Source organism: Burkholderia sp. SJZ089 (genome assembly GCF_007828315.1).
Lineage (GTDB): Bacteria > Pseudomonadota > Gammaproteobacteria > Burkholderiales > Burkholderiaceae > Burkholderia > Burkholderia gladioli.
On record NZ_VIUM01000004.1, the window covers coordinates 1 to 15,950 of the forward strand.

The window sequence follows — 15,950 nt, forward strand, 5'->3', positions numbered from 1 at the left end:
TTCGGCTCGATGAAACGCATCGCGAAGCCGTTGAGCGAATTCATGCCATCTGCGGGAAACGTCCGAGTCCAGTCGATGGGTATTTCAACGGCCTGCTAGGCGAGCGAGGAGATCAGGCGGGCACCGCATTCGGTCGGGTCGTTGTCGAACGCGACGGCGACGCCGTGATGCCGACGAGTGCTGTTTTCCGGCAGGATCCGGAACTGGCCGTGGCAGATCGGGCATTCGGTGAGATCGTTCGCCAGCGCGACGGGAAGGCCCAAGACGCGCAGGTCCCTGCTGGCGGTGATGACTTGGCCGCCGTGGGTGGTTCGGTCGTGCAGACGGATGACGCCTCGTCCGTTTTCGTCTTTCATGGTCGACCTCGTGCGGTTCGGCGGGCTGCGGCGGCGGGGTTTTCGAGCCAGGCCGCGGCGTTTTTTTGCTCGTCCATTTCGCCCTTCCAGTCCTTGACGGGGGCTTGGGGGTTGTCGGGGTATTCGCCGCGTTGTTGGGCGAGGATGGTGTCGCCCCAGCCGACGGGGGTGCCGGGGCGCGGTTCGGCATAAGGGTCGTCGGGGGCGATCTGCGAGATGCGTTCGATTGATTCGGGCCAGATGGGATCGCGGCAGGTCGCGTTGGCAAGCACGCGCATGACGGTGAAGACCAGGATGTGCGGCATCATCAGCAGCCGGACGATGGCCGGGGCGCGCAAGCCGAAGCTGTAGAGCGAGAACAGGAAGGCTTCGCGCAGTGTTTCTTGTTGGGTGTGGAACAACATGGGCTTCGGTAGATCGCCAGGGCCATCGTTCATGTAGGCGCACCAGTAGTTCCATTGAGCGAGAGCCATCCCGATTTGACCGTAGCCCGTCCACTCGCGGCCGATCGAGAATACGCGTGCGACGTTACCGTTGTCGTCGAGCGTGTAGTGTCGGATGTGGAAAATGGTGCCGAACGACGTGCGTTCCCGGTGTAGGCAAAAGATCGATTCGGTCGACCATGGGGCTTCCCAGACGATGTCGCCCTTGGTAGATTTTAAAAAATACCGTCTCGAGTGTATTGCGTAGAGTTTGCGGGTTTCACGATGAAAGCGAATGGGGCGGCGACAAACACCAAAGAACAGGCCTCGGCCAAGTTTCAACACAATTCGGCCGAATATGACGACGGCAGCTATAGCCAGACAATCCATGATGAAATCGCCTGAAGAGCCGTCGGCATGTGTAAAACTGTAAACATATGGACCAATTCCCATCGACAAAAATGCGACTGCAACACCGGTGATGAACCACTGCTTTTCAAGAAATGATGGCTCAGTAACGTCCATGAATCGTGAGTTAATTTGGAATACTGTTCCAAAATCCTGGGTGTTTGGCCCGAATGTCTGATTAATTTTAAGTCTGTGGGAGATGTCCCATTCTGGTATTGGTTTTCCAATTAATTTTCGCATCACTCGTTCGTCCATTGTCAATCTCCTATTGATAAATTGAATGCGTTTAATTCATTATCCAGTGTTGTGTAGTGATCGCCTTGGCTAAATTTGCATCGAGATAGCCAATTTTTTATCGCCGAGGAATTATGGTGTGAAATCGTAATTGCGATCAAGATTGATGTGATCAGGGCGGGCCAAAAATATAATGAGCTGAAAAACGGTGCGAGTGCAATGTAGCTGCTGAGGATGCCGCTTGTGACATATAGCGCGGCCAATGTGGTATTGCCTCTTTTTTTAGCGCTCGGCGCTTTTTTTAATACGTCGTAAGCGGCAAGTGCGAGTCCACCAAGGATGCCTAGTCCACGGCCAATACGAGTGCCTATTTCGGCCCACTCACTCGCCCCCGCCCACTGCTTCATAATGAACGTCGATAGCGGATGAGCAGGCGCTTTCACGATCGTTATCGAAGCCGTTTCGATAACCGTTCCAAGAATCGACACAACAGCGGCGGCAAGCTTCAATTCCGCTTCGTCGTGATTGAACTGATCACGCCCCTCCCACTCCTTGGCCGCGAATGTCAGCGTCACTACCTGGAAAATCATCGTCACGACGCCGAGATTGAAATCCGCGGACGACCCCAGCCACCTCTTTGTCGCATCCACCCCAGGCACCCTGATCGCCTTGATCGCGCCGGCCTCGAGTTTCCCGTTCTTCACCAACGTATCGACGTCCATCTCGTACGCGACGATATTCATATCCGTCGCAGGCGCCGCCCTCAGAACCTGCTTGCCGACCTGCGTGGCGGCTGCCCTTTGGCTGGTCCGATCGCCATCGAGCTTCACCCCCAGCGTCTTGACCTGTTCCAGCGTCCAATCACGTATCGCGAGCTTGCTGGCTGCCGATCGCTTGATCCGAACACCCGATTGCATCGCCAGGCGGATCGTGATGAAACCCACCGCGGAACTACGCGCCGCTTTCGTCAATACGTCCACGACCTGATTGGCCGTCGTGATCACGAGCCTGTCACGCAAGTTGTCGGCCTGGCTCAGATCCTTGATCTGATCGAAGGCCAGCTTGTAGATATTCAGGAAGTTTTCGTACGGAATATCCGAGGCATGGACATGCGCGTCCGCCGCCTTCATCAACTGCTCATGATTGAACATCAGGGCCCGCGCATACAGATTCCTGATATCCGAAGCCTGGCCGTTCAGCCAGTCGTCGAGCACCTTCTTGCAGGCTTCGGTACCTGCGGCGGCGCCGATCGCCTGCGCGCAGGATTCGCTGTAGGCATAACCGCTGCGCAAGTCCTTCATGTCATGGTTGCCTGCCATCCATTCGGCCAGCAGCAGCGATTTCAACCAATCGGCATGAGCCTGCACGAGGGCTTCCCATGTTGGCCTGAACGCGTCGAGCGCTTGCTGGTATTCCTGCGGGAAGCGCTTCAGCGCCTCCGTGTCGATCACGCTGACTCGCTTTCCGTCCGCACCAACCCTGGTCGAAGCCTCCTCCCAAGCCTCGTTGGCCGCATCCTCCTGGGTTGCGGGAATATCGCTCGCTTTCTTCGTTTCCTCTTTCACGGCCTTCTCGAGGCTTCCTGTCTTGATCCACCGGCGCAGCACATGAAAAGCTCCCATTGCATCCGCCGATACTGGGCGACCGATCTTCGTGTTGACGGCGTTGGCCTCCGCAATCGCTTTTGACACGCCATACGTCAAGCCGGCCGTAGCTCGCGCGTTGGCGCGAATGCCGGCTTCCGCGCGCTCCAGAAGCCGTGCCGAGATGGATTTCCAGTAGATCTGCTCGTCGAAGCCGTTATGCAGGCTGGGAACCGTCAATTCCGCGAGATCGTTGGTGATGCCCAGCGGATCATTGACCGCGACCACGAAACCTTTCTTGTTCGGCGATTCCGCCATCGCGTCGCCGATACGTTTGGCCACCTGGCTGCGGCGCGCGAGCGTCTCGTACTTGACAGGCTGATTGCTGAACGAGAAAGCCTCCGTCATCGCCTGGTCGTCCATCGCGAAATGCGCGATCTGCCGATGCGACGCTTGAAACTCTCCCGTGTCGCATGCATTGCCGGCGAGCATGGCCGGGATATCGATGCATTGCATGTGCTGCTTGCGCCACGCCTCGCTCTCGATCTTCTTGAAGACGAGCTCTCGCGTCCAACGCACGTTGGACCAGCCGATCCAGAGCTTGGTCGCCTCGTCGCTGCCCGGGGTATGCAGCACATCCACGCAGCGGCCATACGATTCATAAGCCGTGTCGCTCGCCGGGCAAGCCTGTTCAATGAAGCGCTCGGGAGCATCGCCGGCCGGCGGCGCGATGCCGGGAGGGAAACGCCAGAGCATGCCGTTTTCGATCACCATGTAGGCACGCAGGAGCTTGCGTTTCTCGTCGTAGGTGTAGAGATAGCCGGCGCGCAATGCGCGCAAGGTGTACTTGGCTGTGGAAACGGATTGCGGCGCGCGCTCGTCGATTCGGAAATGTCCGGTCAAGGCCGGCGCTTTGGAGGCGCCGCGCGGGCATGCGATTGCATAACGAACGGGGTAGATCAGAAGCGACTGTCGGTCGCACAGCGGGCAGCCGCTAAGCGTGGGCATGGAAAGGTCCTCTGGAGTGGTTTCGAAAGGCATGGCAGGGCTCAAGCGAGCTTGAAATCGTGTGGCAGGCGCTGAAGCGCGAACGTCACGAACTCGTGTGACGCGACGAGACCTTGATTCAGCGCTTCTTGAAAGAGCTCATCCACGATGGCAGGCAAGCGAGCGGCCTGAGCACTGCCCAGGCCGGCGAGCCGATAGCAGACTTCATCGGCCATTTCGCTGCGATCGATACGAGGCCACTGATCCGGCCGGGGCCAGCCGGCTGGGCTGTCGACGGATTCATGAACGAACTGGCCGGCCTCGACGCGCCAGCCATGGCCTGCCCATGGAAACGTCCACGATTTCACCGGCCCGAGTAGCGCCCGTCGTTGTGTTGGGTCGAGTATCGCGAGCGCCAGACTGAACACACGTGGATCGTGGAAGCGCCAGAAAACGGATTGGCCGCCGATGCCCGGCCCGACGAGGTGATGCGCGATATGCCGGGCGATCACGTCGACAGACGCTTCGCTGTCGAGCCACGCGCAGATTGCGGGCGGCTGGTCGGCATGGAGCCGCCCAAGCAGGTAGCGACCCGCCAGCATCCGGACGTCGTCGTTCAAGGTGGCGAGATCCACCAGCTTCGGCATCCACTCTTCGCGGTGAGCCAGGATGCGTGGCGTGCAGGCATGTCCGTCGAGTGCGGCGATGTCCGGCGCATGGCCGCAGGTGCTGGGGTCGATCAACAGAAACCCGCGCGTGAGCCCGTTCGTGAGATCGCTTACCGGCTGCATGAGAGGAGGGTTCATATCCATGCTCCCATCAAGTCAGCACGATCGAGGACGAGCCTGCGCGACCTGCGTCAACGGCGAGATGCGCGCACAGGTCCTTGCCGGGAAACCGCGTCGGGATGTTTTGCCCGGCGGCCGTATCGTGGCTGCTTGCGTGGATCAGGTTCTCGCCGGCCGTATAACCGACGATCCCCTTCGCGCTGACTTCCAGCTGGCTACCTCCCGCCGTCAAGCGAATGCCCTGCTTCGCGGTGAGGGTGATCCAGTCCGTCGTGCTGACGATCGCGACCACCTTCCTGGCCAGCAACTCAAGATCGTCGTTCTGCGCCTCGATCCGTACCTGGCCGCTGGCGGCGACCAGCCTCATGCCCATGCGATGGACGAACACCGAGAACCTGTCCGAAACACTCGCCAGGAGCGATTTGCCGGCGGCAACGGCCATCGTGTCGCCGGCCGTTATCGCCACGTGCCGACCCGCCGCGACATGAGTCGTTCCCGGCGTGGTGACGGCGATGCCGGCGGCGCCCGCCAGCAGCAACTGTGCGTCGTCCAGTTCGGGAAAGTCGCCGTTGCCGGGCGATCCCGCGCCACGAATGCCTTGCACCTGCGACTCGAGCGCATCGGCCACCTTCGCCTGATCGGCATCGCCGTCCTGCGCCTCGTGCTGCCTCGCAAGCCCGCCCAATTGACCCTGCAGCGTCCGCGCCTTCGTCAAGCGTGAAGCCGGCTCGCTGACGTCGGACAGGTGCCCTCGCCCTTGCGGCCGCATCTCCGTGCTGATCAGCATGCCCTTGCCGCTGCGGATCGCGCCCACTTCGTCGGTGCGCAGCTCGAACCCTTCGCCGCGGGCGTCCTGCCGCCCATGCCAGTCCTCGATCCGCGTGAGCTTGCCGAGCGACAACTGGCTGGCGGCATGGTCGGAGCGAAGCTGCGCCTGAAGTGCCTGGGCGGTATCGTCGAAAACCAGGTGATTGCTGCGGCCCATCGAGGCATTGCCGTCGGCGCCATCGAGTTCGCGGCTGCGAATACCCATCAGCGCCTGCTGTTCCGGCAGCTTCCAGGCGGGCGGATTGTGCGCATTCATCACGCGCCCGGTGACGATCGGGTGATCCGGGTTGCCGTCCAGCCATTGCACGACCACCTCGGAGCCGATGCGCGGCAGCGCCGCGAGCCCCTGGGCACCGCCCGCCCAGGCGCTGGCCACGCGCACCCAGGCCGTGTATTTGCCATCGCGATCCCAATGAAAGCGGATCAGCACGCGAGCGTGCTCGTCCGTATGAATGCTGGTGCCCGATGGACCGACGACGGTGGCGGTCTGCGGCGCGAGGATCCGGGTATCGACGCTGTTGAAGCCGCGCCCCGGCCGCCACGGCGTGGTCTTGCTCACGCAGGTGAATTCGTTGCGGTATTCCGCGGGCTGGCCGGTGCCTTGCAGGTAGTTGTTGGTCGCGAGGTGGCGCACCGACACGATCAGGTATTCGTCATCCCGAGGATCTCGGCTCAATGCCAGGCCATGGTGATCGGTGAGCCTGAACCATCGGCCGGGCATCACGAAGCGGTTGTTGCCGCTAGCCTCGACGCGCTGGATCGTCGTGCCGATTTCTTCGATCCGACGATTCACGAGCTGATAGCCGTGCTCCATGTTGCGATAGCCATGCGCGCCCGCGTATTCGTTCCATTCGAGAATGGGCAGGGTGGCATCCGTTTGCAGGCTGCTCCGGACGTGGGTGGGAAGCGGGGATTTGAAGTCGAAACGAGAAAGTTCCGCGTGCGTGGAGGTGGTTTGCTGGAATGGCGACCAGCTCAGGATGCTGTCCGCTTCCTGCGCGCCGATGCCGCTGTGAAAGCGGATCTCGTGGGTATCGCCGTCGATCGGCGGCGCGGGACGGCCTGGATCGGTGACGATCAGCCGATGCCCGTTCTCGCGATGCTCGTACCCGTAGCGCAACCCCGCCTGTTCCCAGCGCCGATGCACATAGTTGTGATCGTGTTCGCCGAACTGGCAGGCCATCTTCACCGGCGGATCGTCCTCGCCGACATGCCAGGCCCAATCGGGCAGGATGCCGTAATCCTCGAACACGGCTTCGGTCTGGCGCCGCAGGTTGCGGTCGAGGAACAGGCGGTTGTGCCGGCCGTATCTCAGGTAGCGCAGCCACGGCCCGATCACCGCTTCGTAGAAGGCACAGGCGCCGTCGCTGCCGAGCTGCCGGAACGAAAAGATATGGCCGTTGAAATAACGCTGGCTGCCGTCGCCGCGCAGCAGGCCGAGCGTGACCTTCCTGCCGATGAAATCCCGGGCAGGCAGTGCGGCATGATCGGAAAGGATTTCGATCGTGAATTGAAAATCGCGCGACAACGATTCCGTGCCGTCGATGCGATTCGCCAGCAGAAGCGGATAAGGCGCCTCGCCGTCGAATTCGAATCGCAACAGACGATTATGCTGGAAATCGAGCGCCAGTCTTGTCAGGTCGTGCTTGGAATTCGACATAAGGATAATGGCCTGTCCCTCGAGCCGGCGCTTCGATAAACGCTACGGCAGCGTCATGAGCTTGATGTGCGAGGGAATATAGCCATGGCGGGCAGGCAATGCCATGCGGCCGATCGTATCGATCGGATATCGAAATATCAGAAAATGCCCGGCTTTATCAGGAAGCGAGAATCGCCGATATATGAAGAATCAGAATGCGGATTCCGATTGCGCGATCAATGCCGGGTTGATTTTATTTTGGATAGGCAATCGAGGCATGCAATCGACCGGGTATGAATGAACCCGGTTCAGGCTTTCAGGATCGCGGCGCGGCTGTTTTTTCCTGGCTGGCCACGGAGTCGATCACGCGTTGCGTCACCATGGCCGGCGCGGGACGCACCGCGGGCCGTGCCGCCGGCTTGCCCGGCGCGGCCGGCCGCGCGCCGCTGGCTTGCTTCACCGCGTCCGGCTTGACCGGCGCATCCGGCGGCACCCCGAGCAACTGCAGCGTGCCGCCCATCACGGAAGAGAACACCGGCCCGGCCACGGTGCCGCCGTAATACCCCTTGCCGCTCGGCTCGTCGATCATCACGGCGACGATCACGCGCGGGTCGCTCATCGGCGCCATGCCGGCGAACAGCGCGCGGTACTTGCCCTGCGCATAGGAGGCGCCGACCTGCTTGCGCGCGGTGCCGGTCTTGCCGCCGACGCGATAACCGTCGACGCGCGCCGCGCGCCCGGTGCCGCCTTCGCCCACCGCCATCTCCAGCATCGAGCGGATCGCGGCGGCCGTTTCCGGCCGCGTCACGCGATGCCCCTGCAGGGCGGGAGCCTGGTCGTCGCGCAGCAGGCGCACCGGGTGGAGCGTGCCGTCGCCGGCGTAGGCGGTGTACATCTGCGCGATCTGCAGCAGCGACATCGACAGCCCGTAGCCATAGGCCATGGTGGCCTGCTCGATCGGGCGCCAGCGCTGGTAGGGGCGCAGCCGCCCCGAGGCGACGCCGGGGAAGGTCAGGTCCGGCGCATGGCCGATGCCGTATTCCTGGTACTTGTCCCAGATGGTTTGCGCGGACAGGTTCAGCGACAGCTTGGCGAGCGCGACGTTGCTCGACTTCTGCAGCGCCTGGGCAACCGTCAGCGTGCCGTGGTTCGAGGTGTCGTGGATCACGGCGGGGCCGATCTTCCAGGTGCCGGGCGACGTGTTGACGAGGCTTTGCGGGCGCACCTTGCCTTCGTCGATCGACAGCGCCACCACCAGCGGCTTGACCGTCGAGCCCGGCTCGAAGGTGTCGATCACGGCGCGGTTGCGCAACTGCGCGCCGGTCAGGCGGCTGCGGTCGTTGGGATCGAAGGTGGGGTAGTTGGCGAGCGCGAGGATCTCGCCCGAGCGCGCGTCGAGCACCACCACGCTGCCGGCCTGCGCGTGATTGGCGAGCACCGCCGCCTTCAGTTGCGCATTGGCGAGCTGCTGCACGCGGCGGTCGATGGTCAGCTCGACGGTGGCGCCGTGGCGCGCCGGCACCTGCGGACGCGTGTCGGAGATGATCCGGCCGAGCCGGTCGCGGATCACCTCGCGCTGGCCGGCGGTGCCCAGCAGCAGGCCGTTGGCGGCCAGCTCCACGCCTTCCTGGCCGCGATCCTCGATATTCGTGAAGCCCACCACGTGGGCGGCCGATTCGCCTTCCGGGTAGAAGCGCTTGGAATCGGCGATCTGGGTAATGCCGGCGAGGTCGAGCTTGTCGAGGCGCGCGGCGGTTTCGGGATCGATCTGCCGCTTGAGCAGCACGAACTGCTTGTCGACCGACAAGCGCCTTTTGACCTCGGCCGCCGGCATCTCGAGCAGCTTGGCGAGCGGGCCGTAGGCGGCCGAATCGACCTGCTTGGGATTGGCCCAGATTTCGTAGGTGTTGAGGCTGACGGCCAGCATCGCGCCGTTGCGGTCGACGATCCGGCCGCGCATCGCGTCGAGCTCGATGGTGCGCTGGTAGCGCTTCTCGCCCTGGCCGAGATAGAAGTCCTGGTTCGCCACCTGCACCCAGAAGGCCCGCGCGATCAGCGCGGCGAACGCGAGAAAGATCAGGATCACGACGAATTTCGATCGCCACATCGGCAGGCTCGACCCGAGCATCGGGCTGCGCGCGACGGCGAGATAGGGATCGGCGTGCTTCGACTGGTTTTTCTGCGTCATGGGCGGCGCGGCGGCGATTTCGAAATTGAAAGAAATGATAGGCGAATTGTAATGAATATCGAGGTGGGGCGTGAGAAAAGCGGGGCAAGCGTGGTTTTTTTGGTGCGGGGGAGGAGGGGGGCGAGGCTAGAATCGAAGCCCGTTCCATCGTCGGAGGTTCCGTGCAGGCCGTCGTTCGACTCGAGCCCAATGCGGCGCTGCTGCTGATCGACCTGCAGCAGGGTATCCGCGAGCCGCGGCTGGGCCGCCGCAATCATCCCGAGGCGGAGGCGCGCATCGCCGGCTTGCTCGCGCGTTGGCGCGAGACCGGCCGCACCGTGGTTCACGTGCGGCACCTCTCGCGCGAGGCCGATTCGGTGTTTCGGCCCGGCCAGCCGGGCGTGGAATTCCAGCCGGCCTTCCTGCCGCGGGCGGGTGAGCAGGTGCTCGACAAGCAGGTGCCCGACGCCTTCACGTCCGGCGAACTGGCGCCATGGCTGCACCGCCAGGCGATCGGGCAATTGGTGGTGGTGGGCGGCATTACCAACAATTCGGTCGAATCGACCGCGCGCACGGCCGGCAATCTCGGTTTCTCGACCATCGTGGTGGCCGACGCCACCTATACCTTCGACCGCCACGACCTGGACGGGCGCCTCTGGCGCGCCGAGGAGATCCAGGCGCTGTCGCTGGCCAATCTGGCGATGGACTACGCGTGCATCCTGGACACCGCCGCGCTGCTCGCGCTGAGCTGAGCCCGCGAGCCGGCGCCTCGATCGAGGTGCCGCCCACCGTTTCCCCTCAATCGATGCCGTGGAACACCGCATCCTCCGGCCCGAGATAGACCGGCGGCCGCCAGGTCGCGTCGCGCATCGAGTGCTGCACCAGGTGATCGACGCCGAGCAGCACGGCGAAGATCGCCATGCGCACCGGGATCCCGTTGTCGGTCTGGCGGAAGATCGCCAGCCGCGGATCGCGGTTCAGGTCGATCGACAGGTCGTTCGCGCCGGGCCGGCTGTCGCGCGGCAGCGGGTGCATGATCAGCGTGTCGCGCCCGCAGACGGTATCCATCAGCGCCTGGTTGATCTGGAAGTCGGGCGTGTAGCCCTCGAAGGATTCGTCGGTGAAGCGCTCCTTCTGGATCCGCGTGGCATACACCACGTCGGCGCCGGCCAGCCCCTTGGCGAGCTCGGAGGTTTCCTCGATCACATGGCCGTTGCGCGAGATCTGCTCGACGATGTAGCGCGGCATCTCCAGCGTGGGCGGCGCCACCAGGGTGAAGCGGATGCCGCGATAGAGCGCCAGCAGCTTGACCAGCGAATGTACCGTGCGGCCGTACTTGAGATCGCCGACGAAGGCGATGTGCGAGCCGTCGACGATCTTGCCGAGCCGCGAGAACTCGCGCTGGATCGTGTAGAGGTCGAGCAGGGCCTGGCTGGGGTGCTCGCCGGGGCCGTCGCCGCCGTTGATCACCGGCAGGTTGATGGCGCGCGCGAACTCGGCCACCGAGCCCTGCTCGGGATGGCGGATCACCAGCGCGTCCACGTAGCCGGCCATCACGCGGCTGGTGTCGTGGATCGATTCGCCCTTGGCCATCGAGGAGAAGGTGAAGCCGGTGGTGTCGCAGACCGAGCCGCCGAGCCGGCAGAAGGCCGCGCCGAACGACACGCGGGTGCGCGTGCTGGCCTCGAAGAACAGGTTGCCGAGCACGGCGCCTTCCAGCACCCGCGAGATCTTGCGGCGGCGCGCGATCGGCTGCATCACGTCGGCCACCCGGAACAGCGCCTCGACCGAATCGCGCGAGAACTGGTCGACCGACAGCAACTGCGGGCGGCCCTCGAACAGGATCTGGCTGCTCAAGGAGTTCTTATCTACGCTCTGCGTATGGTTGGCCTCGCCCCCGGTCCGTTCGACGATCTCGCTCACATAGCGCTCGACGATCTCCGGCATCGAGCGCGATTCCTGCGAATCGTCGGGCAGCAGCCAGGTATCCAGCGCCCGGCGGCTCACGCCGATGCGGTTCGCGAAGGCTTCGCGGGTCATGTTGAGGCGGCGCATGGCGTCGCGCAGGAAGGCTTGCTGGGGAACGGTCATGGCGGGCTCGGTCTTGAAATATACGCGATGCGTATAATAGTTCGCCGCCTGTCAAAGTCAAGCGCCGCCGCGCCCGATTTCGGGCTAGCATCGGCTGTGCCTCGGCCGCCACGCCTCTCAATCATTTGCTGGCGGCGTTTCGCGGCATTTGTATAATCGGGACCAGTCCCCGCCCCGTCAGGGGTGGCGGCCGTTCGACAAGGTTCGATGTGCCCGCTACGCTCGGGCCCGACTTCCAAGGAGAATCACCATGACTCGTTCGATTGCCGCAGTTCTGCTGATCCTGACCGCTGCGCTCGCCGGCTGCAACACGATCGCCGGCGCTGGCCAGGATATTTCGAGTGGCGGCCAGGCCATCTCGAACACGGCCGAAAAGGCCAAATAAGCATCGCACGCCGCCAGGCGCGCATCGCGATCATCGACGGGCTGCCTGCGGGCAGCCCGTTTTACTTGGGGCGCCGCCGCGTGTCCGGAGCGGGCTCAGATCCAGACGTCGTTCGGCGCGGTGCGCGCGAGCTTGTCGCCGTCGCCGGTATTGACCACGCCGCGCGGCTCGATCAGCAGCACCCGCACCTCGGCGGCCGCATACGGCTTGTGCTCGACGCCGCGCGGCACCACCGCCATCTCGCCGGCGCGCAGCACGATCTCGCCGTCGCGCAGGGCGATGCGCAACTCGCCCTCGAGCACCAGGAAGGTCTCGTCGGTATCGGCGTGGCTGTGCCAGACGAAGTCGCCGAGCAGCTTCGCCACCTTGAACTGATAGTCGTTCATTTCCGCGATCACGCGCGGCTGCCAGTGGCCGTCGACGCGGCCGGCCTTGTCGAGCAGCGGGATCGTGACGGATTGGCCGCGCGTGGCGGCGGGAGGGTTGGGGCTGTCGCCGGTGGCATACGAGCTCATGCCGGGTTCCTGTGGTTGGGATGGGGAAACCCAGCTTAAGCCCGGATGGCGCGCGCCGCTTGTAAATAATTGAAGCGCGCGGCGGCCGCGGCTTCAGTCGTCCTCGCGGCGCGCCAGCGCCTCGGCCGCCGCCGGCTTGCCGGCCTCGGGCTCCTGGTAGAGCGCGCGCAGGGCGCGGGCGAGCAGCGTGTCCACCTCGCGCGGCGCGCCGTCGCGCGTCAGGATCGCGACCGGCGGCAGGGTCCAGTCGAGCGTGTAGGGGACGATCGCCACGCCGGCGATATGCACCAGTTCCTCGGCGATATCGGCCGGCACGATCGAGACGGCGTTCTCGTTGGAGGCGAGGATCTCGCCGATCAGGCGTGACGAATAGCTTTCGACGATCGGCACCGGCGGCGCCACGCCGGCGCGCAGGAACAGGTCGGAGATCTGCTCGCGGATCGGCGTGTGCGGCGCGCCGAGGATCCAGTCCAGCTCCACCAGCTTCTGCCAGTTGAGCTTGTTGCGCGCGAGCCGGGCGGCCAGCCGGCGGCTGGCGATGAGGCGCGGCTTCTGCTGGTGGACCACCTCGAAGTGCAGCTCGGCCAGGTCGACGGTGGAGGTGGCGCGCGCGATCACCACGTCGAGCTGGTGCTCGCGCAACTGCGCGATCAACTGCTCGCTGGTGCCTTCGTGGATCGTCATGGTCAGGCGCTGCGGCACCTCGGCCTGGGTCTGGCGGATCGCCGCGGCCAGGGTCCTGCCCGAGATGAAGGGAATCACGCCGATATGGATGCGGGTGGCATGCCCGGCCACCACCGCCTCGATATCGCGCGTCAGATGGTCGAGGTCGTGCAGCATGGCCTGGGCGCGCGCCAGCACCACCTTGCCGAGCGCGGTGGGCGTCATGCCGCGCGAGCTGCGCTCGAACAGCGGGCCGCCGAACATGCCCTCCAGCTCGGCCAGCGCATTGGTGACGGCCGGCTGGCTGCTGGCCATCTGCTCGGCCACGCGCGTGAGCGAGCCGTGCTGGCGGATCTGCAGCAGCAGGATCAGATGGCGGATCTTCAGGCGGCTGCTGAGCCGCCGGATCACCTCTTCCGTATCGAAGGCCACGGTGCCGGCTTCCTGGTCATTATGAAAACGTGATGCGCCCATACTAATTCAAAATAGGGCGCCGATTGCGGCTGCCTAGAATCGCTTCCTCGATATGCCCAAGCCGCCGGGACAGGCCCGGCGCCAACACCGCGAGTGGAGACGATGAACAAGACCGACCGCCAGGCCGCCCTGGAATACCACCAGTTCCCGACCCCGGGGAAGATTTCCGTGACCGCGAGCAAGCCGCTGGTCACGCAGCGCGACCTGGCGCTGGCCTACACGCCGGGCGTGGCGGCGGCCTGCGAGGAGATCGCGGCCGATCCCGCCAACGCCTTCAGCTACACCAGCCGCGGCAACCTGGTGGGCGTGATCACCAACGGCAGCGCGGTGCTGGGTCTGGGCAACATCGGCGCGCTGGCCTCCAAGCCGGTGATGGAAGGCAAGGCGGTGCTGTTCAAGAAGTTCGCCGGGATCGACGTGTTCGACATCGAGATCACCGAATCCGACCCGGACAAGCTGGTCGACATCATCGCCAGCCTGGAAGCCACCTTCGGCGGCATCAACCTCGAGGACATCAAGGCGCCCGAGTGCTTCACGGTGGAGCGCAAGCTGCGCGAGCGCATGAAGATCCCGGTCTTCCACGACGACCAGCACGGCACCGCGATCACGGTGAGCGCGGCCTTCATCAACGGCCTGAAGGTGGTCGGCAAGGATATCAAGCAGGTCAAGGTGGTCACCTCGGGCGCGGGCGCCGCGGCACTGGCCTGCCTGGACCTGATGGTCGACCTGGGCCTGCCGATCGAGAACGTCTGGGCCACCGACATCGAGGGCGTGGTCTACCAGGGCCGCGCCACGCTGATGGATCCGGACAAGGCGCGCTTCGCGCAGGACACCTCGGCGCGCACGCTCGACGAGGTGATCGAGGGCGCCGACGTGTTCCTCGGCCTGTCGGCCGGCGGCGTGCTGAGCGCCGCGATGCTCAGGAAGATGGCTGCCAATCCGCTGATCCTGGCGCTCGCGAACCCGACGCCGGAAATCTTCCCCGAGCTCGCTCACGCCACGCGCGAGGACGTGGTGATCGCCACCGGCCGTTCGGACTTCCCGAACCAGGTCAACAACGTGCTGTGCTTCCCGTATATCTTCCGCGGCGCGCTCGACGTGGGCGCCACCACCATCACGCGGCGCATGGAGATCGCGGCGGTGCACGCGATCGCCGGCCTCGCCCAGGAAGAGGCGAACGACGCGGTGGCGGCCGCCTACGGCGCCTACGACCTGTCGTTCGGGCCGAAGTACCTGATTCCCAAGCCCTTCGATTCGCGCCTGATCCTGCGCATCGCGCCGGCGGTGGCCCGCGCGGCCATCGAGGACGGCGTGGCCACGCGCCCGATCACGGATTTCGCGGCCTACACGGACCAGCTCCAGCAGTTCGTCTATCACTCGGGCGCCTTCATGAAGCCGCTGTTCGCGGCGGCCAAGCAGTTCGTGCGCGACGGCGCGAAGACCCGCATCGTGTTCGCCGAAGGCGAGGAGGAGCGCGTGCTGCGCGCCGTGCAGGTGATCGTCGACGAGAAGCTGGCGCGGCCGATCCTGATCGGCCGGCCCGAGGTGCTGCTGGCGCGCATCGAGAAGTTCGGCCTGCGCCTGCGCCTGGGCGAGGACGTGGAAGTCACCAATCCCGAGTACGACGAACGCTTCCATCAATACTGGACCACCTACTGGGAGCTGCGCTGCCGCGACGGCATCACCAAGGAGATGGCGCGCGTCGAGATGCGCCGCCGCCTGACCCTGATCGGCGCGATGATGGTGCGGCTCGGCGATGCGGACGGGATGATCTGCGGCACGGTGGGCGCCTATCACGACCACCTGCGCTTCGTCGACGAGGCGATCGGCAAGCAGCGCGGCGCGCGCACCTACGCGGCGATGAACATCCTGCTGCTCGACAAGCGCACCGTGGCCCTGGTCGACACCCACGTCAACGACAACCCGAACGCCGAGCAGATCGCCGAATTCACGGTCTCGGCCGCCTCGCAGATGGCCTGGCTGAACCTGCAGCCGAAGGTGGCGCTGCTGTCGCGCTCGAACTTCGGCTCGGGCAGCTCGGCCTCGGGGGCGAAGATGCGCGAGGTGCTGGAACTGGTGCGCGAGCGCGCGCCCGATCTCGAGATCGAGGGCGAGATGCACGGCGACTGCGCGCTCGACGAGGCGCTGCGCCAGCGCATCCTGCCGCATTCGCGGCTCAAGGGCGAGGCCAACCTGCTGGTCTGCCCGAACGTGGACGCCGGCAACATCGCCTACAACCTGCTGAAGACCAGCGCGGGCAGCAACGTGGCGGTCGGGCCGTTCCTGCTCGGCGTCAACGCGCCGGTCAACGTGCTGACCTCCAGCTCGACCGTGCGCCGGATCGTCAACATGACGGCCCTCACGGTGCTGCAGGCGAATCGGGACTGAACCCCTGCCGGCTGAATGGCCG

General features: G+C 64.6%; 12 protein-coding genes. 3 read left to right on the forward strand and 9 right to left on the reverse strand.

Translation table 11 applies throughout. The annotated features are described in order from the left end of the window. Nucleotides 1–95: 95 nt before the first annotated feature. The 6 genes from FB600_RS08390 to FB600_RS08415 all read right to left on the reverse strand — a co-directional run bounded on the left by FB600_RS08390 (nt 96) and on the right by FB600_RS08415 (nt 9,433). A complete protein-coding gene (locus FB600_RS08390) occupies nt 96–356 on the reverse strand; it encodes a PAAR domain-containing protein (protein WP_025101980.1) in 261 nt (86 codons plus the stop codon). Beyond that, entirely contained in the window at nt 353–1,441 is a 1,089-nt protein-coding gene (locus FB600_RS08395; RefSeq protein ID WP_098182725.1) for a DUF6708 domain-containing protein, read from the reverse strand. The genes FB600_RS08390 and FB600_RS08395 overlap by 4 nt, the downstream gene beginning before the upstream one ends. A 2-nt stretch (nt 1,442–1,443) precedes the next feature. After that, nucleotides 1,444–4,044, reverse strand: a complete 2,601-nt coding sequence (locus FB600_RS08400) for a T6SS effector BTH_I2691 family protein (protein ID WP_261383355.1) — start codon at nt 4,042–4,044, stop codon at nt 1,444–1,446. Nucleotides 4,045–4,052: 8 nt separating this feature from the next. Beyond that, nucleotides 4,053–4,796: a DUF4123 domain-containing protein gene (locus FB600_RS08405; protein ID WP_160294831.1), complete on the reverse strand. Its 744-nt coding sequence runs from the start codon at nt 4,794–4,796 to the stop codon at nt 4,053–4,055. Nucleotides 4,797–4,809: 13 nt separating this feature from the next. Beyond that, complete coding sequence (locus FB600_RS08410; RefSeq protein WP_145756533.1) at nt 4,810–7,266, reverse strand: type VI secretion system Vgr family protein; 2,457 nt, start codon at nt 7,264–7,266, stop codon at nt 4,810–4,812. A gap of 295 nt (nt 7,267–7,561) precedes the next feature. Beyond that, nucleotides 7,562–9,433, reverse strand: a complete 1,872-nt coding sequence (locus FB600_RS08415) for a peptidoglycan D,D-transpeptidase FtsI family protein (protein ID WP_096750754.1) — start codon at nt 9,431–9,433, stop codon at nt 7,562–7,564. A 161-nt stretch (nt 9,434–9,594) separates the two neighbouring features. On the opposite strand from FB600_RS08415, the gene FB600_RS08420 reads away from it, so the two are divergent. Next, nucleotides 9,595–10,164, forward strand: a complete 570-nt coding sequence (locus FB600_RS08420; protein WP_013689837.1) for a cysteine hydrolase family protein — start codon at nt 9,595–9,597, stop codon at nt 10,162–10,164. A 46-nt stretch (nt 10,165–10,210) separates the two neighbouring features. Here the strand turns inward: FB600_RS08420 and FB600_RS08425 are convergent, their stop codons facing one another. Further along, the gene (locus FB600_RS08425) at nt 10,211–11,503 is read right to left on the reverse strand and encodes an aspartate carbamoyltransferase (protein ID WP_096750755.1); all 1,293 of its coding nucleotides are present in this window, start codon (nt 11,501–11,503) and stop codon (nt 10,211–10,213) included. A gap of 250 nt (nt 11,504–11,753) precedes the next feature. On the opposite strand from FB600_RS08425, the gene FB600_RS08430 reads away from it, so the two are divergent. Next, nucleotides 11,754–11,888: an entericidin A/B family lipoprotein gene (locus tag FB600_RS08430; protein WP_013689839.1), complete on the forward strand. Its 135-nt coding sequence runs from the start codon at nt 11,754–11,756 to the stop codon at nt 11,886–11,888. Nucleotides 11,889–11,983: 95 nt separating this feature from the next. On the opposite strand, the gene FB600_RS08435 is transcribed toward FB600_RS08430, so the two are convergent. Beyond that, the gene (locus FB600_RS08435) at nt 11,984–12,403 is read right to left on the reverse strand and encodes a cupin domain-containing protein (protein ID WP_098182730.1); all 420 of its coding nucleotides are present in this window, start codon (nt 12,401–12,403) and stop codon (nt 11,984–11,986) included. Between the two features lie 93 nt (nt 12,404–12,496). After that, a complete protein-coding gene (locus FB600_RS08440) occupies nt 12,497–13,498 on the reverse strand; it encodes a LysR family transcriptional regulator (RefSeq protein ID WP_096750757.1) in 1,002 nt (333 codons plus the stop codon). Nucleotides 13,499–13,642: 144 nt separating this feature from the next. Between FB600_RS08440 and FB600_RS08445 the strand changes: the two genes are divergently transcribed. Beyond that, nucleotides 13,643–15,928 carry an NADP-dependent malic enzyme gene (locus FB600_RS08445; protein ID WP_098151890.1) on the forward strand — a complete coding sequence of 762 codons (2,286 nt, stop codon included), beginning with the start codon at nt 13,643–13,645 and terminating at the stop codon, nt 15,926–15,928. The last annotated feature ends 22 nt before the right edge of the window (nt 15,929–15,950 follow it).

Bases quoted from the DNA above. Each gene is read 5' to 3' on its own strand.
- FB600_RS08390 (WP_025101980.1), bottom strand. From the start codon at position 356: ATGAAAGACGAAAACGGACGAGGCGTCATCCGTCTGCACGACCGAACC.
- FB600_RS08395 (WP_098182725.1), bottom strand. From the start codon at position 1,441: ATGGACGAACGAGTGATGCGAAAATTAATTGGAAAACCAATACCAGAA.
- FB600_RS08400 (WP_261383355.1), bottom strand. From the start codon at position 4,044: ATGCCTTTCGAAACCACTCCAGAGGACCTTTCCATGCCCACGCTTAGC.
- FB600_RS08405 (WP_160294831.1), bottom strand. From the start codon at position 4,796: ATGAACCCTCCTCTCATGCAGCCGGTAAGCGATCTCACGAACGGGCTC.
- FB600_RS08410 (WP_145756533.1), bottom strand. From the start codon at position 7,266: ATGTCGAATTCCAAGCACGACCTGACAAGACTGGCGCTCGATTTCCAG.
- FB600_RS08415 (WP_096750754.1), bottom strand. From the start codon at position 9,433: ATGACGCAGAAAAACCAGTCGAAGCACGCCGATCCCTATCTCGCCGTC.
- FB600_RS08425 (WP_096750755.1), bottom strand. From the start codon at position 11,503: ATGACCGTTCCCCAGCAAGCCTTCCTGCGCGACGCCATGCGCCGCCTC.
- FB600_RS08430 (WP_013689839.1), top strand. From the start codon at position 11,754: ATGACTCGTTCGATTGCCGCAGTTCTGCTGATCCTGACCGCTGCGCTC.
- FB600_RS08435 (WP_098182730.1), bottom strand. From the start codon at position 12,403: ATGAGCTCGTATGCCACCGGCGACAGCCCCAACCCTCCCGCCGCCACG.
- FB600_RS08445 (WP_098151890.1), top strand. From the start codon at position 13,643: ATGAACAAGACCGACCGCCAGGCCGCCCTGGAATACCACCAGTTCCCG.